Annotated in this window: 24 protein-coding genes; 16 read left to right on the top strand and 8 right to left on the bottom strand. The window is 43.7% G+C overall.

The window, feature by feature from the left end:
* Window positions 1–663 (bottom strand): Uma2 family endonuclease (locus tag PN499_RS05855; RefSeq protein WP_465249962.1); only part of this gene is annotated, 663 nt, incomplete at its 3' end.
* A gap of 194 nt (window positions 664–857) precedes the next feature.
* Here PN499_RS05855 and PN499_RS05850 point away from each other — a divergent pair.
* The 11 genes from PN499_RS05850 (at window position 858) to PN499_RS05800 (ending at window position 10,603) form a co-directional block, all read left to right on the top strand.
* Window positions 858–4,859 (top strand): magnesium chelatase subunit H, encoded by a 4,002-nt coding sequence (locus tag PN499_RS05850; protein ID WP_272030753.1) that lies wholly within the window; start codon window positions 858–860, stop codon window positions 4,857–4,859.
* Window positions 4,860–4,885: 26 nt separating this feature from the next.
* Window positions 4,886–5,026, top strand: coding sequence for a DUF6888 family protein (locus tag PN499_RS05845; protein WP_272030752.1), 141 nt, complete (start codon window positions 4,886–4,888; stop codon window positions 5,024–5,026).
* Window positions 5,023–5,226, top strand: coding sequence for a DUF6887 family protein (locus tag PN499_RS05840; RefSeq protein ID WP_272030751.1), 204 nt, complete (start codon window positions 5,023–5,025; stop codon window positions 5,224–5,226). Before PN499_RS05845 ends, PN499_RS05840 begins: the two co-directional genes overlap by 4 nt.
* Window positions 5,226–5,432 carry a type II toxin-antitoxin system HicB family antitoxin gene (locus PN499_RS05835; protein WP_272030750.1) on the top strand — a complete coding sequence of 69 codons (207 nt, stop codon included), beginning with the start codon at window positions 5,226–5,228 and terminating at the stop codon, window positions 5,430–5,432. The genes PN499_RS05840 and PN499_RS05835 overlap by 1 nt, the downstream gene beginning before the upstream one ends.
* 89 nt (window positions 5,433–5,521) lie before the next feature.
* The gene (locus PN499_RS05830) at window positions 5,522–6,097 is read left to right on the top strand and encodes a Uma2 family endonuclease (RefSeq protein WP_272030749.1); all 576 of its coding nucleotides are present in this window, start codon (window positions 5,522–5,524) and stop codon (window positions 6,095–6,097) included.
* 59 nt (window positions 6,098–6,156) lie between these two features.
* Window positions 6,157–8,268, top strand: coding sequence for a DUF262 domain-containing protein (locus PN499_RS05825; RefSeq protein ID WP_272030748.1), 2,112 nt, complete (start codon window positions 6,157–6,159; stop codon window positions 8,266–8,268).
* A gap of 60 nt (window positions 8,269–8,328) precedes the next feature.
* Window positions 8,329–8,586: a BrnA antitoxin family protein gene (locus tag PN499_RS05820; RefSeq protein ID WP_272030746.1), complete on the top strand. Its 258-nt coding sequence runs from the start codon at window positions 8,329–8,331 to the stop codon at window positions 8,584–8,586.
* Between the two features lie 171 nt (window positions 8,587–8,757).
* Window positions 8,758–9,333, top strand: a complete 576-nt coding sequence (locus PN499_RS05815; RefSeq protein WP_272030745.1) for a Uma2 family endonuclease — start codon at window positions 8,758–8,760, stop codon at window positions 9,331–9,333.
* A gap of 427 nt (window positions 9,334–9,760) precedes the next feature.
* Window positions 9,761–9,973, top strand: a complete 213-nt coding sequence (locus PN499_RS05810; protein WP_007354457.1) for a hypothetical protein — start codon at window positions 9,761–9,763, stop codon at window positions 9,971–9,973.
* Window positions 9,974–10,072: 99 nt separating this feature from the next.
* Window positions 10,073–10,243 (top strand): hypothetical protein, encoded by a 171-nt coding sequence (locus PN499_RS05805; RefSeq protein ID WP_272030744.1) that lies wholly within the window; start codon window positions 10,073–10,075, stop codon window positions 10,241–10,243.
* Between the two features lie 162 nt (window positions 10,244–10,405).
* Complete coding sequence (locus PN499_RS05800) at window positions 10,406–10,603, top strand: hypothetical protein (protein WP_272030743.1); 198 nt, start codon at window positions 10,406–10,408, stop codon at window positions 10,601–10,603.
* Between the two features lie 227 nt (window positions 10,604–10,830).
* Here the strand turns inward: PN499_RS05800 and dmeF are convergent, their stop codons facing one another.
* The 4 genes from dmeF to PN499_RS05780 form a co-directional block, all read right to left on the bottom strand.
* A complete protein-coding gene (gene dmeF, locus PN499_RS05795) occupies window positions 10,831–11,841 on the bottom strand; it encodes a CDF family Co(II)/Ni(II) efflux transporter DmeF (protein ID WP_272030742.1) in 1,011 nt (336 codons plus the stop codon).
* Window positions 11,842–11,958: 117 nt separating this feature from the next.
* Window positions 11,959–12,135, bottom strand: a complete 177-nt coding sequence (locus tag PN499_RS05790; RefSeq protein WP_272030741.1) for a hypothetical protein — start codon at window positions 12,133–12,135, stop codon at window positions 11,959–11,961.
* A gap of 26 nt (window positions 12,136–12,161) precedes the next feature.
* Window positions 12,162–12,731, bottom strand: a complete 570-nt coding sequence (locus tag PN499_RS05785) for a hypothetical protein (RefSeq protein ID WP_272030740.1) — start codon at window positions 12,729–12,731, stop codon at window positions 12,162–12,164.
* Between the two features lie 72 nt (window positions 12,732–12,803).
* Complete coding sequence (locus PN499_RS05780; RefSeq protein WP_007354452.1) at window positions 12,804–13,415, bottom strand: chorismate lyase; 612 nt, start codon at window positions 13,413–13,415, stop codon at window positions 12,804–12,806.
* Window positions 13,416–13,754: 339 nt separating this feature from the next.
* Between PN499_RS05780 and PN499_RS05775 the strand changes: the two genes are divergently transcribed.
* Window positions 13,755–15,542, top strand: a complete 1,788-nt coding sequence (locus tag PN499_RS05775; RefSeq protein ID WP_272030739.1) for a hypothetical protein — start codon at window positions 13,755–13,757, stop codon at window positions 15,540–15,542.
* Window positions 15,543–15,627: 85 nt separating this feature from the next.
* On the opposite strand, the gene cobS is transcribed toward PN499_RS05775, so the two are convergent.
* Window positions 15,628–16,431 carry an adenosylcobinamide-GDP ribazoletransferase gene (cobS, locus tag PN499_RS05770; RefSeq protein ID WP_272030738.1) on the bottom strand — a complete coding sequence of 268 codons (804 nt, stop codon included), beginning with the start codon at window positions 16,429–16,431 and terminating at the stop codon, window positions 15,628–15,630.
* Window positions 16,432–16,695: 264 nt separating this feature from the next.
* Here cobS and PN499_RS05765 point away from each other — a divergent pair, with 264 nt between their 5' ends.
* The 3 genes from PN499_RS05765 to PN499_RS05755 all read left to right on the top strand — a co-directional run bounded on the left by PN499_RS05765 (window position 16,696) and on the right by PN499_RS05755 (window position 18,640).
* Window positions 16,696–17,145, top strand: a complete 450-nt coding sequence (locus PN499_RS05765; protein ID WP_019487820.1) for a hypothetical protein — start codon at window positions 16,696–16,698, stop codon at window positions 17,143–17,145.
* Between the two features lie 174 nt (window positions 17,146–17,319).
* The gene (gene tgt / locus PN499_RS05760) at window positions 17,320–18,456 is read left to right on the top strand and encodes a tRNA guanosine(34) transglycosylase Tgt (RefSeq protein WP_272030737.1); all 1,137 of its coding nucleotides are present in this window, start codon (window positions 17,320–17,322) and stop codon (window positions 18,454–18,456) included.
* A 46-nt stretch (window positions 18,457–18,502) separates the two neighbouring features.
* Window positions 18,503–18,640, top strand: a complete 138-nt coding sequence (locus tag PN499_RS05755; RefSeq protein ID WP_007353093.1) for a photosystem II reaction center protein K — start codon at window positions 18,503–18,505, stop codon at window positions 18,638–18,640.
* A gap of 84 nt (window positions 18,641–18,724) precedes the next feature.
* Here PN499_RS05755 and PN499_RS05750 read toward each other — a convergent pair whose 3' ends face one another.
* Both PN499_RS05750 and PN499_RS05745 read right to left on the bottom strand, forming a co-directional pair.
* Window positions 18,725–19,282, bottom strand: coding sequence for a glutathione S-transferase family protein (locus PN499_RS05750; protein WP_272030736.1), 558 nt, complete (start codon window positions 19,280–19,282; stop codon window positions 18,725–18,727).
* A 121-nt stretch (window positions 19,283–19,403) separates the two neighbouring features.
* Window positions 19,404–19,871, bottom strand: a complete 468-nt coding sequence (locus PN499_RS05745) for a hypothetical protein (RefSeq protein ID WP_272030735.1) — start codon at window positions 19,869–19,871, stop codon at window positions 19,404–19,406.
* A 184-nt stretch (window positions 19,872–20,055) separates the two neighbouring features.
* On the opposite strand from PN499_RS05745, the gene gntT reads away from it, so the two are divergent.
* Window positions 20,056–21,417 (top strand): guanitoxin biosynthesis MATE family efflux transporter GntT, encoded by a 1,362-nt coding sequence (gntT, locus tag PN499_RS05740; protein WP_272030734.1) that lies wholly within the window; start codon window positions 20,056–20,058, stop codon window positions 21,415–21,417.
* The last annotated feature ends 139 nt before the right edge of the window (window positions 21,418–21,556 follow it).

Genomic DNA, 21,556 nt, shown 5'->3' with positions numbered 1-21,556 from the left:
TTTGTGATATAAATCCATTTCAATACTGGTGGAGCTAACTAATAAGTAGTCTTGTAAAATTGGATTGTGGCGATACATTCTAAATTTGCTGCCGCGATCGTATGCTTCAGTGCTAGGTGATAAAACTTCAACGATTAGGCAGGGATAGGTAATGTATTGGGTTGTGGTTCGATCGCGCTCGTCGCAGGTTACACTGACATCGGGATAGGTATAGTCATTAGTTTCAACAATGTTAACCTTGATGTCAGAATTACCAGTTATGCAACTCCTACCCTCTAAATGAGTCTCAAACATGGCGGTAAACCGAATAGCGATGCGCCCATGATTAACACTACCGCCGCTCATGGCGTAAACTTGACCGTTGATATATTCATGTTTTTCGAGTTGCTTTTCTTCCCAAATAAAGTATTCTTCGGGAGTAAGTTGTGGGGAATTGTCTTTAACTGCAATCATGGTTTTTAGGGAATGGATAATAGAAAAATTATAGCGTTTCTCAGACTCAAGAGGTAGGACGGGTAATTGGTAATTGGTAATTATTCCCTCTTCCCTCTTCCTTCTTCCCTCTTCCCTCTTCCTTCTTCCCTCTTCCCTCTTCCTTCTTCCTTCTTCCTTCTTCCTTCTTCCTTCTTCCTTCATTGCCAAGTATTTATCGAATTGTATCAAAAGTAGGTGCTAACTAGCTTTTAGGGATCGTTTTCTGGTACAAATACTCATGGGATTGGTAAGATCGTACCCCTGTACTGGGCAGAGTTGCGTTACAAAACTGCAACCGAGGGACTGGGAAAGGATGAAATTTCCCCCTGCGAACTTGCTCCCTCCCCTTTTCCTGAACTAGCATCTAAAGGAGCAAAAGAAGGATGTTCACTCACGTCAAGCCCACCATTCGCCACGTCGCACCGGAAAACTTGCAGGGGCGATCGCTTCTCAAGGTGGTCTATGTCGTGCTAGAGCCGCAATACCAGAGTGCGCTATCGGCGGCAGTGCGATCGATTAACCAAAAGAACCCGAATTTAGCAATTGAGATCAGTGGCTATTTGATTGAAGAACTCCGTAGCGCTGAGAATTATGAGGCTTTTAAACGCGATGTCGCCGATGCGAACATTTTTATCGCGTCGTTGATTTTCATTGAAGATTTGGCCGATAAGGTGGTGGCGGCGGTGGAACCCCTGCGCGATCGCCTCGATGTCGCTGTGGTTTTCCCTTCGATGCCGCAAGTGATGCGCCTGAATAAAATGGGCACGTTTTCGATGGCGCAATTGGGACAAAGCAAAAGTGCGATCGGCGATTTTATGAAGAAACGGAAGGAAAAATCCGGTGCTTCTTTCCAAGATGGGATGCTGAAACTGTTGCAAACCCTGCCGAAAGTGCTGAAATATTTGCCGATCGATAAGGCCCAGGATGCCCGCAATTTCATGCTGAGTTTTCAGTATTGGTTGGGCGGTTCCGAGGAAAACCTCGAAAATTTCCTGTTGATGCTATCGGATAAATATGTCTTCAAAGGTGGCAAACAGAGCTTTCAAGACCCCGTAGTTTACCCGGATATGGGGGTGTGGCATCCTTTGGCCCCGAAGATGTTTGAAGACGTGAAGGAGTATCTAACTTGGTATAATTCCCGCCAAGATATTTCCGACGATCTCAAAGATCCGTTTGCGCCTTGCATTGGTTTGGTGTTGCAACGCACTCACTTAGTGACTGGCGATGATGCTCACTATGTAGCAATGGTGCAAGAATTTGAGGCAATGGGGGCGCGGGTTGTACCGATTTTTGCGGGGGGTTTAGACTTTTCTAAGCCTGTGGATACTTATTTCTTGGAAGTTGGGGCGAAGGGTGTTGCACCTTTGGCGATCGTGGATGCGGTGGTTTCTCTCACAGGTTTCGCACTTGTGGGCGGCCCAGCGCGGCAGGATCATCCGAAGGCGATCGAATCTTTGAAGCGGTTAAATCGCCCTTATATGGTGGCTTTGCCGTTGGTTTTCCAAACTACGGAAGAGTGGGAAAATAGCGATTTAGGCTTGCATCCGATTCAGGTGGCGCTACAAATTGCGATTCCTGAGTTAGATGGTGCGATCGAACCGATTATTTTATCCGGGCGTGATGGTACAACGGGGAAAGCGATCGCGCTTCAGGATCGGATTGAGGCGATCGCTGGGCGGGCGATGAAGTGGGCAAATCTGCGCCGCAAACCCAAATTAACCAAAAAAATTGCCATTACAATTTTTAGTTTCCCCCCCGATAAAGGCAACATTGGGACTGCTGCTTATTTGGATGTTTTTGGCTCGATTTACGAAGTAATTAGCGCCTTGAAAGGCAACGGTTACGATGTGCAAAACTTGCCAGATTCCGCTGAGAAGCTAATGCAAGAAGTCATCCACGATGCAACGGCACAATACACGAGTCCCGAATTAAATATTGCCCATCGGATGTCGGTACAAGAGTATGAAGAATTTACTCCTTACTCCACCCGATTAGAGGAAAATTGGGGGCCGCCACCGGGACATCTTAACAGCGATGGACAAAATTTACTGATTTACGGTAAGGCTTTTGGTAATGTCTTTATCGGCGTGCAACCTACTTTTGGCTATGAAGGCGATCCGATGCGGTTGCTATTCTCGCGTTCCGCTAGTCCCCATCACGGTTTTGCTGCTTATTACACCTATTTAGAACAGATTTGGGGTGCAGATGCAGTTTTGCACTTTGGTACGCATGGTTCCCTGGAATTCATGCCGGGTAAGCAGATGGGAATGTCTAACGATTGCTATCCCGATAGCTTGATTGGCAAGATTCCTAATCTTTATTACTACGCAGCCAATAATCCTTCCGAGGCGACAATTGCCAAGCGTCGCAGTTATGCGGAAACGATTTCTTATCTGACTCCGCCGGCGGAAAATGCGGGTTTGTACAAAGGTTTGCAGGAACTCAGCGAGTTAATTGCTTCCTATCAAACCTTAAAAGAAACCGGGCGTGGTATTCCCATTGTCGAGGCAATTATTGAGAAGTGCCGCTTAGTTAATTTGGATAAAGACATCGCCTTACCTCCCGCAGATGAGAGTGGACAAGGGGGCGTTGCTGCCCAATTAACTGGCGAGGAACGCGATAATATTGTCGGTAATGTTTACCGCAAATTGATGGAAATCGAATCGCGGTTGTTACCTTGCGGTTTGCACGTCATTGGCAAACCACCATCGGCAGAAGAAGCGATCGCGACTTTGGTAAATATTGCCAGTTTAGATCGAGAAGAAGATAACCTTCTCAGCTTACCTCGAATCATTGCTAATAGCGTCGGCCGCGATATTAACGATGTTTTCCAAAATAGCGATCGCGGTATTTTAGCCGATGTCGAATTATTGCAAAACATCACCTTAGCCACTCGCGCCGCTGTCACCGCTTTAGTCAAGGAACAAACCGACGCAGAAGGTAGAGTTTCCCTGGTTTCTAAGCTGAATTTCTTCAATATGGGTAAGAAAGAACCCTGGATTGAAGCACTGCATGAATTGGGTTACAAAAAGGTTGACCCTGAACCGATTAAACCCCTATTTGAGTATCTGGAATTCTGCTTACAACAGGTTTGTGCGGATAACGAATTAGGCGCATTATTGCGGGCATTAGAAGGTGAATATATTTTACCTGGCCCCGGTGGCGATCCGATTCGGAACCCCGATGTTTTGCCCACTGGCAAGAATATGCACGCCTTAGATCCGCAGTCAATTCCGACAACGGCAGCAGTGAAGTCAGCTAAAATTATAGTTGACCGTTTGTTAGAAAGACAGCGCTTAGATAACGGTGGTAATTATCCCGAAACTATTGCCGTTGTGTTGTGGGGAACTGACAACATTAAGACTTATGGTGAGTCTCTCGCACAAGTCATGTGGATGGTGGGAGTTAAGCCGGTTCCTGATGCTTTAGGCCGGGTGAATAAGCTGGAATTACTATCCTTAGAAGAGTTAGGTCGCCCTCGGATTGATGTGGTGATTAACTGTTCTGGTGTATTCCGAGATTTGTTCATTAACCAGATGAATCTGTTAGATAAAGCCGTGAAAATGGCCGCCGAAGCAGACGAACCTTTGGAGATGAACTTTGTCCGCAAACACGCGATGAAACAAGCCGAAGAAATGGGAATAAACTTGCGCCAAGCTGCAACTCGCGTGTTTTCTAATGCGTCTGGTTCCTATTCTTCTAACATCAATTTGGCGGTAGAAAATAGCACTTGGGAAAGTGAAGCAGAGTTACAGGAAATGTACCTAACTCGCAAATCCTTTGCTTTTTCTTCCGATAATCCAGGGACAATGGAACAGGATCGCAAGATTTTTGAATCAGCATTAAAGACTGCTGAGGTAACGTTCCAGAATTTGGATTCAGCGGAGATTTCCTTAACCGATGTCTCGCACTATTTCGATTCCGATCCTACCAAATTAATCGGCAGTTTGCGTGGTGATGGGAAGCAACCAGCATCATTTATTGCTGATAGTACAACGGCAAATGCACAGGTAAGGACGTTATCGGAAACAGTGCGTTTGGATTCCCGGACTAAGTTGTTAAATCCCAAGTGGTACGAGGGGATGTTAGCGCACGGTTATGAGGGAGTGCGCGAGATTTCTAAGCGTTTAGTGAATACTTCGGGATGGAGTGCAACGGCGGGTGCGGTGGATAATTGGGTGTATGAAGATGTCAATTCTACGTTTATCGAAGATGCAGAAATGCAGAAGCGATTGATGAATTTGAATCCTCATTCTTTCCGTAAGATTGTCAGCACTTTGTTGGAAGTGAATGGCCGGGGTTATTGGGAGACTTCGGAGAGTAATTTGGATCGTTTGCGCCAGTTGTATCAGGAGGTAGAGGATCGGATTGAGGGGGTAGAGTAGGGTTATAATTTAGTAGGGCAGGCATCTTGCCTGCTCTGCCTTTTATTTGGGATGGAGAAAATGACTGTTTACAAATAGATGAACGGACTCTTAATCTATTTATCTTAGCAGGACAAAGCGAAGAGATTGAATTTGAAATTCAAATTGATGGGAGTATTGAACCATGAGTAATGTCAATTATGCTGGAATGAGCGATCGCGAATTAAAGCAATACATTCTCACTCATAGAGACGATCGAGAAGCTTTTTATGCCTATATGGATCGGCGGCATTCTCGTCCTCACAAAGTTACTATAAAACTTGACGATCCAGCTTGGGAAGAGAAAATTATATCAGCAATTCAGATAAACTTAAACTCTGCTAATTAATGAAGTATGAAATAATTATTTACTGGAGTCAGGAAGACGAGGCTTTTATTGCCGAAGTTCCTGAACTCCCAGGATGTGCTGCTGATGGGGAAACTTATCAAGAAGCATTGCAAAATGTAGAAATTATTATGCAACAGTGGATTGAGACTGCTAACGAATTGGGGCGCGTCATTCCTCAACCGAAAGGCCGCTTGATATTTGCGTAGTTGAATTAGTATTTCCATCTCCCTGAAGACTTACTGGATGTGCTACAATCCTTAATTAAAGGTCGTTTAGTCCCCGATAAAATACCGATATGACTACCCTGACTCTCAATCTCAACCCGATTATTAAACTGACCGACGATCAATTTTTTCAACTCTGTCAAGAAAATGAGAATATTAGATTAGAACGCACGGCCAAGGGAGAATTAATTATCATGTCACCAGCAGGAGGAGAAACTGGAAACCGGAATGGAAGATTAACGCAACAATTATTTAACTGGTCAGATCGAGATGGTAGCGGTATTGCGTTTGATTCCTCTACTGGTTTTAAGCTTCCTAATGGTGCAGATCGATCCCCTGATGCTGCTTGGGTGAAATTAGAACGATGGAATGCTTTAAGTCCTGAACAACAAAAGAAATTTCCCCCTTTGTGTCCAGATTTTGTCGTTGAGTTACTTTCTCCTAGTGATAGTTTGAAAGAAACTCAGGAGAAGATGAGAGAATATCGAGATAATGGTGCGCTTTTGGGTTTGTTAATTAATCGGAAAAATAGGCAAGTAGAGATTTATCGACCCGGTGCGGAAGTTGAGATTTTGGATAATCCTACTCAGGTATCATGCGATCCGGTTCTCCCTGGTTTTGTGTTAAATTTAGCATCAATTTGGTAGCGCAGCCTACGGCTAAGTAAGTGACGAACAAATCTTAGATATATTGGGAGTGATTGGCAATGGACGCAAAGAGTTTCAAAATTTCCAAAGTTTTCAGTGCCGGTGGTGCAGTCCATTATATTATGCCCCCCTTTCAACGCGAATATAGTTGGGAAAAACCTGAATGGGAAGTATTATTAAAGGATGCGATCGCAATTTATGAGGAATACAATCCAGATAGCGATCCAGATAGAGAACCAGAACATTTTATAGGATCTCTGGTAGTTATCAATGATGGAACACGCAATGGCACAATAACAGCTCATAACTTAGTTGATGGTCAGCAACGTTTGACCACCCTATCCTTACTGTTTCTTGTTTTGCGGGATCTGGTCAAGCCCACCGATCCAAAGCTTGCTAACAAAATTAATAAATTTGTAGTCAATTCAGATGAAGAAGGGGAAGGGGAGATTTATTTTAAAATTTTACCAACCAATAAATACGGCGATCGCCAAGCTTATCAAGCGATTATTTCAGAAGAAAAACCTAATCAACCTGAATCCGGCATACCTAAAGCTTATAATTATTTTCGTCACGAAATCGAATCTACAGTTAAAGAAAGTGAACTAGATATTGGTAGGTTTTTTACGGTCTTACAGAACTGCTTTCAAGTTGTTTTTATAGAACTCAATAAAAATGAAAGCCCTTATCATATTTTTGAAAGTCTTAATGCCAAAGGCAAACCGTTAACTCAGGCAGATTTAGTCCGCAACTATATCGCGATGATGCTACCAACATCTCAGCAAGAAAATGCGTTTACTAAATATTGGGAAAAAATCGAAGGATTATTGCAAGAGAAACGAACAGTTGGTAAATCACGGATGGGTGAATTAACGGCTTTTATTCGACATTATTTAGCAATGCAAACGAGAAATCTTTGTGCTGAATCCCATATTTGTGCACGATTTCGTGATTATTGTAAAGAATTAGATGATCGAAAATTTGTTCAAGAAATTGCTAATCTTCTAAAATTTGCTGAGTATTACAACAAACTACTGCGACCGGAAACAGAAGTCCATCAAGATATTAAAACTGCCTTAATTCGCCTTAATACTTTAGACCTTTCTACTACTTATCCGTTTTTATTAATGCTATATAATGAGTATAACTCTAAAAATATTGATCTTGCAGAGTTTATAGAATCCCTAACTTTACTGGAAAACTATCTAGTTCGTCGCTATATTTGTGGGAAACAAACTAACTATCTTAATAGAATTTTTCCCTCCCTTTGGAAAGATATAACAGCAATCAAAGATGAAGATGAAGAAATTACTTTACCAGAAGCTTTGCAGAAAGTCTTGATTACCAAGCAATATCCTAACAATAATGATGTCCGACAATCAATTAATAGCCGTCCACTTTATGATAAAAACAATCCCAAAAAAATAGGTCTTGTTATAGAAACAATTAATCGCCACTTGTCTAAGGGAACAGATGGGTATACTGTCCTCAATAAAGATAAAAGTGAAACTATTGAGCATATTTTACCGCAAGAGCCAAGCAAAGATTGGGAGAAGGAACTGGGAGATGAACTCAAACAATTACTAGATTATTATTTACATACCTTGGGAAATTTAACTTTAGTTACTTCTGAATGGAATGCACAACTTTCTAATTCAGCATTTCTTGTAAAAAAACAAAAACTGGCTAAACACGCTTTGCAAATTAATAATGATTATTTTTCTCAAAGTATTAACCGATGGGATAAACAAGCTATTCTCGAACGAGCTAATTTTTTAAGCAATAAGTTTATCGAAATTTGGCCATCCCTTGGAGAACAGCAAGTATTTCCTACTCCCACATTCAGTAAACCAAAATTGATGCAAATTTGTGGTGATGAAATTTCACTTTCTAAACAAACTTGGCGACAACTTACAATTCAATGTTGTGAGTGGGTCATTGAAAAGGACTCAAAACGCTTTGAAAATGCCAGAAACCGACTTAAATCGCATTTCCGTGATAATATACCGGATGGAAATAGTGAGGAAAAAGGAAGATGGCATGAGTTATCAAATGGATGTTGGATTAATTTAAACAAATCTGGGATTGCTCATATAGATTTTTGTCGTCGTTTTCTAAAAGCAGTTGGGATCTCAGAAGCCGATTGGAGTATCGAATATGTCAAGGATTAGGAATAATTATTTAGAGCTTTGTCAAGAATTGGGACAGGAACCTGATAAACCATACTTACTATGACTATCTCGCCCAAACGACTTGAAGAATTAAAAAACATCCCAGAAGACGACATTGATACCTCTGATATTCCTGAATTAGATGCGAGTTTCTGGGAAAAGGCAGAACTGGTAAAACCGCTGACAAAACAAGCTATTTCCTTAAGAGTTGATAGCGATGTATTAGATTGGTTTAAAAGCCAAGGAAAAGGTTATCAATCTCTGATGAATGCTGTGTTGCGCTCTTATGTTGAACATCATGTAAAAAGCAGTCAATAAATCAGGACTTACGCATCCAACCAAAGAAACCGGGTTTTTTTACGAAAATACTTCGTTTTGACCCACAGATTCTCTCAAAAACCCGGTTTCTGGGGCCATGAGCGTAAGTCCTATATGGGATGTGCTAAAATCCTTAATTAAAGGTCGTTTAGTCCCCGATAAAATACCGATATGACTACCCTGACTCTCAACCTCAACCCGATTATCAAACTGACAGACGATCAATTTTTTCAACTTTGTCAAGAAAATGAAAATATTAGATTAGAACGCACGGCCAAGGGAGAATTAATTATCATGCCACCAGCAGGAGGAGAAACTGGAAACCGTAATGCAGGATTAACTGCACAAGTTTGGATTTGGAACAATCAAAATAAACTGGGTGAAGTGTTTGATTCCTCTACTGGTTTTAAGCTTCCCAATGGTGCAAATAGAGCCCCTGATGTTGCTTGGGTAAAATTAGAACTATGGAATGCTTTAACTCCTGAACAACAACGGAAATTTCCCCCTTTGTGTCCGGATTTTGTCGTCGAGTTACTTTCTCCTAGTGATAGTTTGAAAGAAACTCAAGATAAGATGAGAGAATATCGAGATAATGGTGCGCTTTTGGGTTTGTTAATTAATCGCAAAAATAGGCAAGTAGAAATTTATCGAGCCGGTGCAGAAGTAGAAGTTTTGGATAATCCTACTCAAGTATCTGGTGAGCCGGTGCTTCCTGGTTTTGTATTAAACTTAGGAGCGATTTGGTAGAAGTTGAGCAAGCCAATTCGGTGAGGCAAAATCTCCGCTCGGAAGTGCAATCAAGCATTATCCGCTCAAGCTTTACAGTCTAAATGTGACAACTAAAGGCAGGAATTAGCGCGATCGCCCCTCTTTTCTTATTTTGGAGAGAGTAAAATAAGGAAGGAATAGGGAAAAATTCCACTTCCCTCTCTTCTCCCTCTCCCCGATCCTCCCCATCTCTCCGATCCCCCTTATCCTCTCCATCTCCCCCCTACGATAGATCCTCGCGATCTCGATCACACTACCTCTCTACAGCCAGTCACGTCAGAGCACCCAAACCATCACCTGCTGATTCCAAAAACGTCACAGAACCTACGGCATTGCTATCACTGTGCGATCGGTTGAAATACTTAATACTAATCTCATCCAGGCAGTGAAAAAAGCAGAGGTTACTATGATTATGATTCGCGAAGTCGTTGAACAAGCTCTGAGTACGGGTTATCTAACAGTTGAAGCCGAAAATCTGCTTCGGCAAATGCTAACTACTACTAAATACGATATCGAAGACCTCAATGCTTTTATGAGTTTGCAACTAGCGGCTATGGCTGGCCGCGTTAGACAAGAGTCCCGCGAGGTCAGAGATGCGAGGAATTCCAGCTCATCCTAACTTCTAGCATTCGGCAGAGATGCCGCTAATTCCAGCTCATCTTAAGTTCTAGCATTTGGCAGAGGGCAACTATGCTGAAGGCACAAGACAATAAAAGCAATGGTTTCAGCAATTAGTAGCGTCCTAAACGCCAAGACGGCTGTTAAATCCATTCTCAGGGTTGTCTCCTTTTTCCCTCGCTCTTTTTCTCTCCTGCGGGTTGGGAAATCGCGGCGGCGTTCAGATGCCTCGTGTATTGCTAAAGAACCTGCTGTCAAAGCCTTAACTTGAGATCGATCTAGTTGCGATCGCAGTCACTGAGACTCTAACGGCTAGTCACAGGCTACCTCTCAAAGTATCACAGGCAGGCTAAAGGAGCGTCACTGAGAGTTTCGGGATAAAACCAGATACTTGTTTTAGAAGCAAGAGACAAGAGAAGTAAGGAGCATTTCTATGATGGTGATTCGTGAAGTTGTCCAACACGCTCTCAGTACGGGATATCTGACGCTGGAAGCCGAAAAGCAAATGCAGCAGATATTTACGAGTGCGCGGTACGATTTGGAGGATTTGAATGCTTTTATGAGTTTACAGTTGGCAGCGATGGCGGGTCGCGTGAAGCAGGAGTCTCTGGAAGTGACTAGCGTGCGGTAGTTGACCCCGGAGGTTGAATTTTTCGGGGCGCGATCGCACTCTTGCCTGTTTGTTTTCACTACGCCTTTCCTTGTCTCTAGGGATCGTACTCCAACTCAGCGATCGCCTTAATACCCAGTCCATCTCCCCTTGTCGCTTGACCGATTTTGTACAATGTTACCGAATATCCCAAAAGTATCGACATCCCACAACCAAACTTCAACGATCGACTTCCGAAACTGTTCTATCTAAACTTCACAGTGTAAATGCTCAGCTACGTTAGGATCGTCGTGGCAGTGATTCACTTCAACAAGTACATGAGAAAGAGATGGAATATGGCTGAGTAGATTTTTATAAAATTCTGGTGTTTGAGGATGATGTGTAACTAGCGAAATTGTTGCAGCTAAATGATTTTGACCAATATGCCAAATGTGTAAGTCAGTCACACGATTATCAGCATCTTCTTCAATAGCAGTAACAATATCTAACTTAACTCGCTTATCGATCGCTCCATCCACCAAAATTAAACCAGTGTCACGAATCAAACCATAAGACCATTTCGCAATTACTCCTGCACCGACTAACCCCATTACTGCATCCATCCACACCCAACCCAAAAGCTTGCCAGAAAATAAGGCAACAATTGCAAAAACAGAAGTTAGTGCATCCGCCAAAACATGAAGGTAAGCAGCACGAAGATTGTGATCTTGACGATCGTGGTCATCGCGATCGTGGTGATGATCGTGATGATGATCTTGATGATGGTCTTGATGATGATCGTGATGACGATCGTGATGATGATCGTGATGGTCTTGTAATAACCAAGCACTCACTAGATTGACTGTTAATCCGATAATAGCAACACCGATTGCCTCATTAAACTGAATTGATTGAGGTTGAAAAAGTCTTGCTCCTGACTCAAGTGCCATAATCAAAGCAATTACTGCAAGTGCTATTGCACTTGCAAAGCCTCCAAGGACGCTGACCTTACCTGTTCCAAATGTATATTTAGGGTCAGTCGCATGACTCCGAGCATACTGGTATGCAAAGACTGTAATCCCAAATGCTGCAACATGGGTTGCCATGTGCCAACCATCAGCAAGCAAAGACATTGAACCAAAGATCGTTCCCGCAACAATCTCAGCAACCATCGTCACTGCTGTGAGCAACATTACTATCTTGGTATTTTTCTCTGCCCGATCTTGGTTAACAGAAAAGTCGTGAGAATGTTGCCATTGTTCAAGATTATGGATGTGCATAAATTTTTGAAAAAATTGGGCTTGATAAACTGGATCTAGCTTACCAAATATTGACTACCGCTCTGGTCGAACTCTTCTAAAAATTATTATTAATAATAGCACAAGCGTGGTATAATTTTATTTCCTCTTATGCACATCTTGTCTTCCATCTGGGGTGAGGCGATCGCTGAGGTTGACAACAAGTCTGCCATCATCTCCAGCAAGTAAGTAGAAGGGCAGGTTAACGCGATCGCCACCCCAATCCAAGAGAGCGATCGTTGAAATTATTTTTCGCTGTGCGTAGATACTCCTCAAATCTCCCTTCTATACTTCCGAATCTCTTAATCAGGCAATGCAAACCCTGTTCTAGGATCGCTGATATACAAACCGAGAACTAATGATTCTATCACTGTATCCCAGACAGGAATCATCCGCTCCGCATCATCAACCCAATAGTCAAAAGTAATTAAACACTGAACGCCAGAACCTAGCCCAATACAGATTCGAGAATAAGCTTCCCGATGCTCTTGAGGATCGATAAATTTAATTTGAGTCCAAATAATCCGAGCAGTTTGACGCTTAATTTGGATAATTTCTCCTTGCTCGATCGGATTCCGCTCATCATCTTTAATCACCTTCTTGAATAGGGGAAGCAAGGGAAAATCAGGCCAGTTAGCAGGGGGCAATAAATTAAAAGAAGCCTCTAATCGAGCATCATCATTGGGGGGCTTTCGATCGAGAAACCGGAATGACTTCTCATCTGGCTCAAAATACCAATCTTCTGGAACATCGAATCGCAAGGCCCCTCGCCCCGCCACAAAAATCCGAGTTCCTGGCTCTGATTTCCAGTTGTGATCTTCTTTTAGCTCAAGTGTTTCTTTCAGCCAATTGTATTTCTTGCGCTTAGACATGGCCGCTCTATTATTGACTTCTCTCTTATTGTGCCTTAGATTGGTTTAACTGTATTTTTTTTCTCCAACTACTTAATCAACTTTCATCGGCCCCAAATACTTTGTTAAATAAGGGGAAAACACTTCATAAATTAGCGTCAGTGGCTTACCATAATGCCAAAACAAATAATGTCTACCCCAAAACGGGCCCGACTCTCCAAAAGCCGACTCCAAAGCCGCCGAATCACCATAATAAATCCCTTGCACATCCCGATATAATTCCGTCCGCAACCGCGCCAAACTTGCCCAAATCGGCAGCGATTTATTTTGCAAATATTCATCAACATGGCTCGCTTCCCACCAAGAAGTCGCATAAGCTAAACGCTGTCCCGAAGCTGTCCGCAGCCACACTTGCCTACGCAGACGCGGCCCTGGAACCGCTTCAATTTGCACAGGCGCACCATCCGTATCGGTACCAACTAGCGACATATCAATCACATCCACTTCCGTTGGTTCCCCAGTCATAAGTTGCAGGTGGCGCGTAGGGGAACCGTCGCCGAGCAGCAATATCTGCCATGTCGGTGCTAACTGGGTATGTGGCAAACCCTTCTGCACAATGTCCTCACCGCCTTGCCATGAGGTATTGAGAGCATACCAGGGTGCAGGTACAATAAGGCTGTTTGTAGGTTGGAATATAGCAGTCAATGGTTGTTACAAAACTTAACACCACCTCTATGATATCGCTATTTGGCGATTGAAGGAATTACAGAAGATAAATTACATCCCTCTTTGTCCCTATGGGAAAATTAAAATCTGTTTATTGATGTGAAGTTACTGTAGCACCATCATTTCAGCCTGGAATTGCCGATGGATTCTCTCAATACTGTAAGGAATAACAGAATCAATCGGGGAGAGGATTTACGAAATATTCTCTGCTGAGAGTAACAGATGAGGGATCAAAATTGAGGGCGAACAGTTTCAGGAACATTGCTCCTACAGCTCAAACGTCTATAATTGGCAAGCTTAAATAGTCAGGACAACAGTATGGCACCAGCTTATAAAGATTTGCTTCGACAAGTTGATTCTCTATCGGAAAGTTTTCCAACTTTGGGTAGCCGCTTATCTCAGGCTGCTAAAGAACTGCAAAGTTCTGGCATTCCACCCTCCGATACCTTGATACAAGAACTTACCGCCTACGGTAAGAACTTTGCGATCGCACGCAATCAAGCCCTCGAACTGGGAAAATCCCTGGCATCGCCCAGCAATCCCGTGTCCCTCCAAGATATCCGAGATCTAGTACAGGCAGTAGCAACGGCACAAAGCAATGCGGAAAACCGCCAAAAAGCTTTAGATATACTAGATCGCGTTTTAGCAATCGTTCACCGAGAACAGAACAATTTTCCGCCTTTGGAACCAGTACGGGATAAAGCTAGCGAACTTTACCGTACTATCAACAATCCAAAAGCCACCCAACTACATCCAGACGCGATCGCCTTAGTTGAAGAAAAACACCCATTCTCAGCTTTGCTAACTCTAGTCGAACAGGGAGAAAATTTAGATGATAGTCAGTGGGTAAGGCTTGAAGAAATAGTAGGTGCGGCTTTTGGCAAACAGTTAGTTGTAGCCATATCTAGAGGTAAATTAACACTCACCGCGCTCGCAGCCACTCCTAATTTACCAGTTGCTTCTCAGTCAGTTGAACCAGAACGCTCCCTTAGCTTACCTCTGACTCTACCGCAAGTTACAGCCGAAGCCTTGCCAGAAGTAATCATCATCCCTTCAACTGTAGCAGTCGCGAACAAACCCATTACTGTTGACCCAGACATCACAATTTTGGAGTCCCCCGCCTCTGGTACTCCCATACATGAAGTGATCGTCGTTCCCAGCGTTAACGTAAATCAACCCCTCCAGAATGTGCAGGGACAGCACATCGTATTTGGACAAACCCCCCGCAGTGAAGGAGCGCAGCAGCCTGCATCGGTTGGATTAAAAGTGCTCGCTCACATTCAATCCGTAGGCGATCGCACTTTTGCGGCTCAAGAATATGCTGGCAGTCGCGGTAAAGGTCTGCGCTTAGAAGGATTTCAGATTAATATAGATCCGGCAATTCCTGGCTTAACCGTCCAGTATATGGCTCACGTCGAAGGCGTTGGCGATACACCTTGGGTTAATGAAGGAGAATTAGCCGGTTTCCGAGGTAAATCTAAGCGCATTGAAGGATTTGCGATCAGACTCGCCGGGGCACAAGCGGCTAACTATGATGTCTTTTACACCGCCCACATTCAAAATATTGGTGATACAGAAGTCACCTCTAATGGTAAATATTGCGGTACTCGCGGCAAATCTCTGCGGATTGAAGGGATTAAAGTTTGGGTGGAACCCTCGAAGACTGCTGTAGCTGTAAAACCTCAACCTCCCGCCACCGTTGGATTAAAAGTGCTCGCTCACATTCAATCCGTAGGCGATCGCACTTTTAAAGCTCAAGAAGATGCTGGCAGTCGTGGCAAAGGTCTGCGCTTAGAAGGGTTTCAGATTAATATAGATCCAGCAATTCCTGGCTTGAGTATCCAGTACATGGCTCACGTTGAAGGAGTTGGCGATACAGCTTGGATCAATGAAGGAGATTTAGCCGGTTTCCGAGGTAAATCTAAGCGCATTGAAGGATTTGCGATTCGTTTAGCTGGGCCGGAAGCTTCTAAATACGATGTATTTTACACTGCTCACATTCAAAATATCGGCGATACTCCTCCCGTTGCTAATGGTCAATATTGTGGAACTCGTGGTAAATCTCTCCGAGTTGAATCAATGAAAGTCTGGGTACTAGCTAAATAGTTTTGAGTAGTAGTTAGTAGGGTGCGTCAGATGTCAAATCTTTGCTAAGAGCGACTAATAGCGATCCGATTTTGCCTGACGCACCCTACAGATTACTTGACAAAGCCGCTAAAAGGCATAACAATAATGCCTCTGTCCATTCAACAACAGCACCGTAAGTATCCCCGGTATGACCTCCTAAACGGCGATTAAACCAGGCTCCTGTGAGAATAGCGATCGCACCTCCACCTAATGCCATTCCTGCCGCCAAAAGCCAGCGATCGCGGTCTAAAATAATTTGTAAACCGCTCAGACCTAACAATAAAAATAGTCCGGGTAAAAAATGCAGAGGCGAGTAAAGAGTATCTTTATGAAAAGCTCCTTTGCCAGTAGCTTTCAGATAAGGATAACGCGCGATCGCCACTAATTGCCCCCATCTACCCCAACCAGCCACCGCCATCAAAGCCAACCAGCGATCGCCATTTAACTCGCTCAGGGCCGCAGTTTTCAATAACACGATCGCGATCGCAGCCATCGCCCCAAACGCTCCCGTCGCACTATCAGCCATCACCTCCAGCCGCCGCTGCGGATCGCCAACAGCCAACCCATCAGCCGTATCCATCGCTCCATCTAAGTGTAAACCGCCCGTTACCGTAATTCCACTGAGAACCACCAGAGCCGAGCGCGTAAGTACAGGCATCCCCAAAAACTGCAACCCAGCATCGACTAGACCCAATATACCGCCTATCATCAAGCCGATTGCAGGAGCCAAACGCGCAATACCACGAAATTCCAAAGTCCAAGAGATGGGTACAGGCAAACAAGTGTAGAAGGCAATAGCAGCAGCAAAAGCTGCTCCCTGCGTCCTGAAATACTTACTTAGATAGCGAACCCAATTATTATCTACCATAGGATATAAATTTTCAGTATTTTAAGGGAGTTGTGAATCCACTAGGGTATGCCAGAATTGGATCGGTAACACCCCTTCAGGTCTTAGGTAGGGTAGCGCTCCTGCTCAATCCATTTCCCAAGAAACTGGTAGGGGCAGCGAACCCGAAAATCTCGATCTGAGTGGCGGCTAATCTCAATTTATCCCCCTTCTTCCTCCCCAGAATGCTAGCGGGTTCCTTAATTTCCGCAACGCGAACACAACTACACCAGAGGCTTTAGTTCCATGAGTCACAATCAATTTAATAACAGGGTGGCTGCTCCTTGTATCGTGGATACGGGGATTGTTGTCAACAAGCGGGATCTACAACGCTTGCTAGTCGATTTGGGCCGCGTCCGCTACATCCACATTCAGGATGGTATAATTTGCAGCGAAGGAGAAGGATACGTGCTGGAGGTCTTTGCCGATCCCACTCGTTCCACTCTGATTGCTAACCACGCGCTCTATTTGAATGTTTATAGTTTTGATTACCTAGAACTGAAACAGTCGCCGGAAGAGGGGTCTTATTTCGACTTGATGCAAGATGGCCGCCAGTTGCGGCTGATTCCCCTATCAAATCCTCTCCAAGAGCAAGTTACGCGGAACTTAAACGCGGCTGCTTTGGATGCAGTGGTGGATCAAGTGCTCTCAGCTAACTGGGATGTCCAACTCGATGACGATGACTGCCCATTTTAATTTTACTGGCAGCGTTTGGGACATTATGAGTTAGTAGCGACGCTATAGATCGCGTCTTTCCAAGAATTAAAAACTCATGTAACGGTTAGGCTACGCCAACCCAAAGGGTTTAGCGTCGCCAGACGCGAAGCTTGCCTGTAGCAATCTCTCAAAACTCCCATTACCTCATGCCCGATGCCGGATAATTTTTCTTTTCAATCTCAGGCTAAATGTAGCCAAACGCAAGCGCGTGCAGGTATTTTTACAACTCCCCACGGTTCGGTAGAAACACCTAGATTTATGCCAGTGGGGACGCTGGCTAATGTCAAAACTCTCACACCTGCACATCTAGAGGCGGCGGGTGCTCAAATGGTATTGGCGAATACTTACCATTTGCATCTGCAACCGGGGGAGGGAATTGTTGCCGGTGCTGGCGGATTGCACAAGTTTATGGCTTGGAAAGGCCCGATTTTGACTGATTCTGGTGGATTTCAGGTATTCAGTTTGAGCGAGATTCGCACGATTGGGGAGGATGGGGTGAAGTTTCGCTCTCCCCGCGATGGGATGATGATCCACATGACACCGGAACTTTCGATCCAAATTCAAAATGATTTGGGTGCGGATGTGATTATGGCTTTTGATGAGTGCCCGCCTTATCCCGCGTCACGGGAAGATGTGGCGGCGGCGACGGATCGCACTTACCGCTGGCTGAAACGGTGTATTGCTACTCACCAAAGATCGGATCAGGCTTTGTTTGGTATTGTCCAAGGTGGCGTTTATCCAGATTTGCGATCGCGCGCGGCTAATGAGTTGGTAGATTTGGATTTACCTGGTTATGCGATCGGCGGAGTGAGTGTGGGTGAACCGGGAGAAATGATTGAAGACATTGTAAAGGTGACTGCACCGCTTTTACCTCCAGAAAAACCTCGCTATTTGATGGGAATTGGCACTTACCGGGAGATGGCAGTGGCGATCGCGGCTGGTGTAGATTTGTTTGACTGCGTGATTCCTACTCGCTTGGCCCGTCACGGGGCGGTTTTGGTAGGAGGGGAACGCTGGAATCTGAAAAATGCTCAGTTTCGAGAGGATTACGGCCCTGTCGATCGAAATTGCCCCTGCTATACTTGCCAAACTTTCAGCCGCGCTTATTTAAGTCACTTAGTCCGCGCTCACGAAGCTCTAGGTCATACTCTGCTGTCGATTCACAACGTTACGGAGTTAATTCGCTTTACTGTGCGGATTAGGGAAGCGATTCTGAGCGATCGCTTTACCGAAGAATTTGCTCATTGGCTTGCACCAAGTACCAGATCCTCTGCGAACGCCTCATGTTAAGATGTACGACAATTATTAAAATTGTGTTGGAGAGGTAGATTCATTCATGGAAGCTGCACTGCTGTTAGCAAAGCTGCCCGAAGCTTACTCAATCTTTAACCCCTTGGTTGACGTTTTGCCCGTGATTCCTGTGTTTTTCTTGCTGCTGGCTTTTGTGTGGCAGGCTGCGGTTGGTTTCAGATAATTCGATTCTGAGGTCAAATCGTTAACTGATAACGGTTAACGGTTAACGGTTAATGGTTAACCGTTATCAGTTAACTGTTATCAGTTATTTGCCCCCGCCGATCGCTTTTTTAAATGCCGGTCGCTCTGATATACGCTTGATGTAGTCGAAAACTGCGGGATAAGGGGTAAAGTCGAATTGCATTACCATCGGAATGTAAGCCAAAATCGAACCGACGGCTACATCTACGACGCTGAATTCATCTCCCATTAAGAACGGTTGCTGCTCTAAGATTTGATTGAGTGGGGTTAATAAACGAGGGGTTTCGCGATCGCTATTCGTTTCTAGCAAAATCCCTGGCCCCAAAGTTGCATTGCCAAATAAGACCCACTGCCCAACTTCAGCTTGCTTCTCCAAGGATTCAGGCATTTTACCATATTTGTGAGCTAGATATAGCAGAATCGCGCCCGATTCCCAAAGTTTAAAATCTCCATCTGCGATCGCAGGAACTTTCCCAAAAGGGTTAATTGCCAAAAAATCTGGTTGTAAATGAGCTCCTGCTTGCATATCTAGCAACACAAACTCATAAGGTATTTCTATTTCCTCTAAGTACCACTGAACGATCGAGGCCCGGCTGCGAGCTCCTCCATAAAGTTTTAGCATGGTATTTCGCTCCTTTAAATCAATTTTTCAATTTTTAGCCAACAACTTTAGTTTAACTTAAATTGGTAATTTGTGATTGGCAGAACTGTTGTGTGTGGCTACAAAACTAAAAAATTCCATGTTATTGAGTCTTTATAAAGAATAAAAGCAAACCCACTACATTACAGATAATACCCATTAAAATTATAGAATATCCAGGGGGTTCTTTGACTGATAGACTTAACTGCTTGGGATTTTGTAAAAAGGTATTAATCTCAGATACCATTTCTTGCTTTCCTTGGGCATAATTAGTGGATAGGGAGCCAAATGTTAATACTTCCTTCTCTGTTACTAAAATACAAACCGTTATTTTAGAACGTGAAGACTGTTGGACTCTAGCTTCTTTAAGCTGACTCAATGGGAATTGCTTAACACTTGTTCCCGAAAGGGTAAAGTGAGAAATTTCACAGGTATTGGCAGCTTTTTCAGTTCGATTACAAGCGAGTGAATATACCTGAAATCCTTCTGAAATTAGAAATAATCCCACTATCAGCGCGAGCGCGGCAAACAGCCATTTTTTAAAAGGAAGAGAAAAAATAAAAATCATCATTTTTGTAATCAATGTTTTTCTGTTTTTATATTTATAATTGAAAGAAGTTTTTAGTAACTTTATTTTCAACTATTCAGCGCATCTGGAGACGACACATCGGGAGCCTTCCTCCTAAAAATCATGTAAACTAATATGAAAAGTAGAGACTCTTTGGTAGAGATTTTGGTAACAAGCGGATTTATCTATGAACCTGATGCTCAATAGCCAGTATGACTTCGTACCTCGCTACTTCCGACTCGCTCTAGCCAACGTCCTATCAAATATTATGGTGCCACTGGCAAATTTAGTCAGCGTCATCTTCTTAGGTCATCTGGAAGGAATCGAACACTTAGCAGGAGTTGCCTTAGCTGGAAACCTGCTTAATTTTCTTTACGAGATTTTTCTGTTTTTACGCATGGGTACTACTGGGGTAACGGCTCAAGCGGTGGGACGAAATGACCGAGAAGGCGTGCTGTTAGTGGGACTGCGTAATGGTTTAATTGCTCTGGTACTGGGTATCGCGATCGCACTATTGCAGTACCCTTTAGGAGAACTAGGGTTTGCCTTCCTAGATGTCGCACCAGAAGTTAAAGCTTCAGGTCTAGCCTATTTCAATACCCAAATTTGGGGAGCACCCGCCATTTTGCTCAATTTTGTCTTAATTGGTTGGTTTTTAGGACAGGAAAAAAATGCCTTAGTTGTGGTGGTGTCTGTCGTTGGCAATGCTGCCAAAATTGCACTCGACTACCTATTGATTATCCGGTGGGGTTGGGAAAGTACGGGGGCTGGAGTATCCTATGCTATCAGCCAATATCTGTGCCTATTCGTGGGATTGATTTTTTTGTGCAAAGAAATCCACTGGCAAGAGGTACTAGCCTTAGCTGGAAAAATTTGGTGTCCCTCAGCGATACGATCTACTTTGACCCTTAATGGAAACATTTTTATCAGCAATTTAATTTTTATCTTGACCTCCTTAACTTTTAACTATCAGGGGGCACAGATGGGGACGATTATCTACGCTCAAAATGCCTTGCTTTTACAGATATGCAATTTCAGTATTTATTTTGTTGAAGGATTGGGATTCGGTACGGAAACTCTAGTAGGAAACTTTAAAGGGAAAGGATTTTCACAACAGTTAGCACCTCTGGCTCGATTTTCTCTGGGAACTGCTTTGCTGGTAGGACTTGCTTTCGGCGGAGCCTGTTGGTTATTTCCTAATACTGTTTTTGGGTTGTTGACGAATCACACCGAAGTCACTAAAAACATTGATATTTTTGTTCCCTGGTTGCTACTCGTTCTCGTATTCAGTTCAATAAACTTTATGCTAGATGGCTATTTCTTAGGTTTAGCCCAAGGGCATACCCTCCGCAATGTTAGCTTAGTTGCTCTTGTAGTGGGATTTTTACCTGCGGATGTAGCTGCTATTAAGTTTGAGAGTAACCATATTTTGTGGCTGTCTTTACTTTTGTTTGAAGCTATCAGAATGGTGACGCTAGGAGTACAGTTGCCTAAGACATTTGTTAGTGATGTTGAGGATGGCGATGTCGAGAGCATCCCGATTTTGTAGGGGCGAAGCATTCCGGCAGATAATACCATTTCCCTAAAAGTATGCTATAATAACAATGAGAGTTTGAGGAGTGGTGCATGAAAGTAAATTACCAAGAAAGAATTGATTTAAGTGTTGGGGAGTTAAAAGTAATTTTGTC

The organism is Kamptonema animale CS-326 (assembly GCF_028330895.1).
GTDB lineage: Bacteria > Cyanobacteriota > Cyanobacteriia > Cyanobacteriales > Microcoleaceae > Kamptonema > Kamptonema formosum.
This window is presented reverse-complemented; position numbering and strand designations above follow the sequence as displayed.

What these genes read in the sequence shown, in the direction of transcription:
- PN499_RS05850 (WP_272030753.1), top strand. Translation starts at nt 858, where the DNA reads ATGTTCACTCACGTCAAGCCCACCATTCGCCACGTCGCACCGGAAAAC.
- PN499_RS05785 (WP_272030740.1), bottom strand. Translation starts at nt 12,731, where the DNA reads ATGTCTAAGCGCAAGAAATACAATTGGCTGAAAGAAACACTTGAGCTA.
- PN499_RS05775 (WP_272030739.1), top strand. Translation starts at nt 13,755, where the DNA reads ATGGCACCAGCTTATAAAGATTTGCTTCGACAAGTTGATTCTCTATCG.
- dmeF (WP_272030742.1), bottom strand. Translation starts at nt 11,841, where the DNA reads ATGCACATCCATAATCTTGAACAATGGCAACATTCTCACGACTTTTCT.
- cobS (WP_272030738.1), bottom strand. Translation starts at nt 16,431, where the DNA reads ATGGTAGATAATAATTGGGTTCGCTATCTAAGTAAGTATTTCAGGACG.
- PN499_RS05750 (WP_272030736.1), bottom strand. Translation starts at nt 19,282, where the DNA reads ATGCTAAAACTTTATGGAGGAGCTCGCAGCCGGGCCTCGATCGTTCAG.
- tgt (WP_272030737.1), top strand. Translation starts at nt 17,320, where the DNA reads ATGCCGGATAATTTTTCTTTTCAATCTCAGGCTAAATGTAGCCAAACG.
- PN499_RS05745 (WP_272030735.1), bottom strand. Translation starts at nt 19,871, where the DNA reads ATGATGATTTTTATTTTTTCTCTTCCTTTTAAAAAATGGCTGTTTGCC.
- PN499_RS05825 (WP_272030748.1), top strand. Translation starts at nt 6,157, where the DNA reads ATGGACGCAAAGAGTTTCAAAATTTCCAAAGTTTTCAGTGCCGGTGGT.
- PN499_RS05815 (WP_272030745.1), top strand. Translation starts at nt 8,758, where the DNA reads ATGACTACCCTGACTCTCAACCTCAACCCGATTATCAAACTGACAGAC.
- PN499_RS05800 (WP_272030743.1), top strand. Translation starts at nt 10,406, where the DNA reads ATGATGGTGATTCGTGAAGTTGTCCAACACGCTCTCAGTACGGGATAT.
- PN499_RS05805 (WP_272030744.1), top strand. Translation starts at nt 10,073, where the DNA reads ATGGTTTCAGCAATTAGTAGCGTCCTAAACGCCAAGACGGCTGTTAAA.
- PN499_RS05765 (WP_019487820.1), top strand. Translation starts at nt 16,696, where the DNA reads ATGAGTCACAATCAATTTAATAACAGGGTGGCTGCTCCTTGTATCGTG.
- PN499_RS05755 (WP_007353093.1), top strand. Translation starts at nt 18,503, where the DNA reads ATGGAAGCTGCACTGCTGTTAGCAAAGCTGCCCGAAGCTTACTCAATC.
- PN499_RS05820 (WP_272030746.1), top strand. Translation starts at nt 8,329, where the DNA reads ATGACTATCTCGCCCAAACGACTTGAAGAATTAAAAAACATCCCAGAA.
- gntT (WP_272030734.1), top strand. Translation starts at nt 20,056, where the DNA reads ATGAACCTGATGCTCAATAGCCAGTATGACTTCGTACCTCGCTACTTC.
- PN499_RS05830 (WP_272030749.1), top strand. Translation starts at nt 5,522, where the DNA reads ATGACTACCCTGACTCTCAATCTCAACCCGATTATTAAACTGACCGAC.
- PN499_RS05810 (WP_007354457.1), top strand. Translation starts at nt 9,761, where the DNA reads ATGATTATGATTCGCGAAGTCGTTGAACAAGCTCTGAGTACGGGTTAT.
- PN499_RS05835 (WP_272030750.1), top strand. Translation starts at nt 5,226, where the DNA reads ATGAAGTATGAAATAATTATTTACTGGAGTCAGGAAGACGAGGCTTTT.
- PN499_RS05840 (WP_272030751.1), top strand. Translation starts at nt 5,023, where the DNA reads ATGAGTAATGTCAATTATGCTGGAATGAGCGATCGCGAATTAAAGCAA.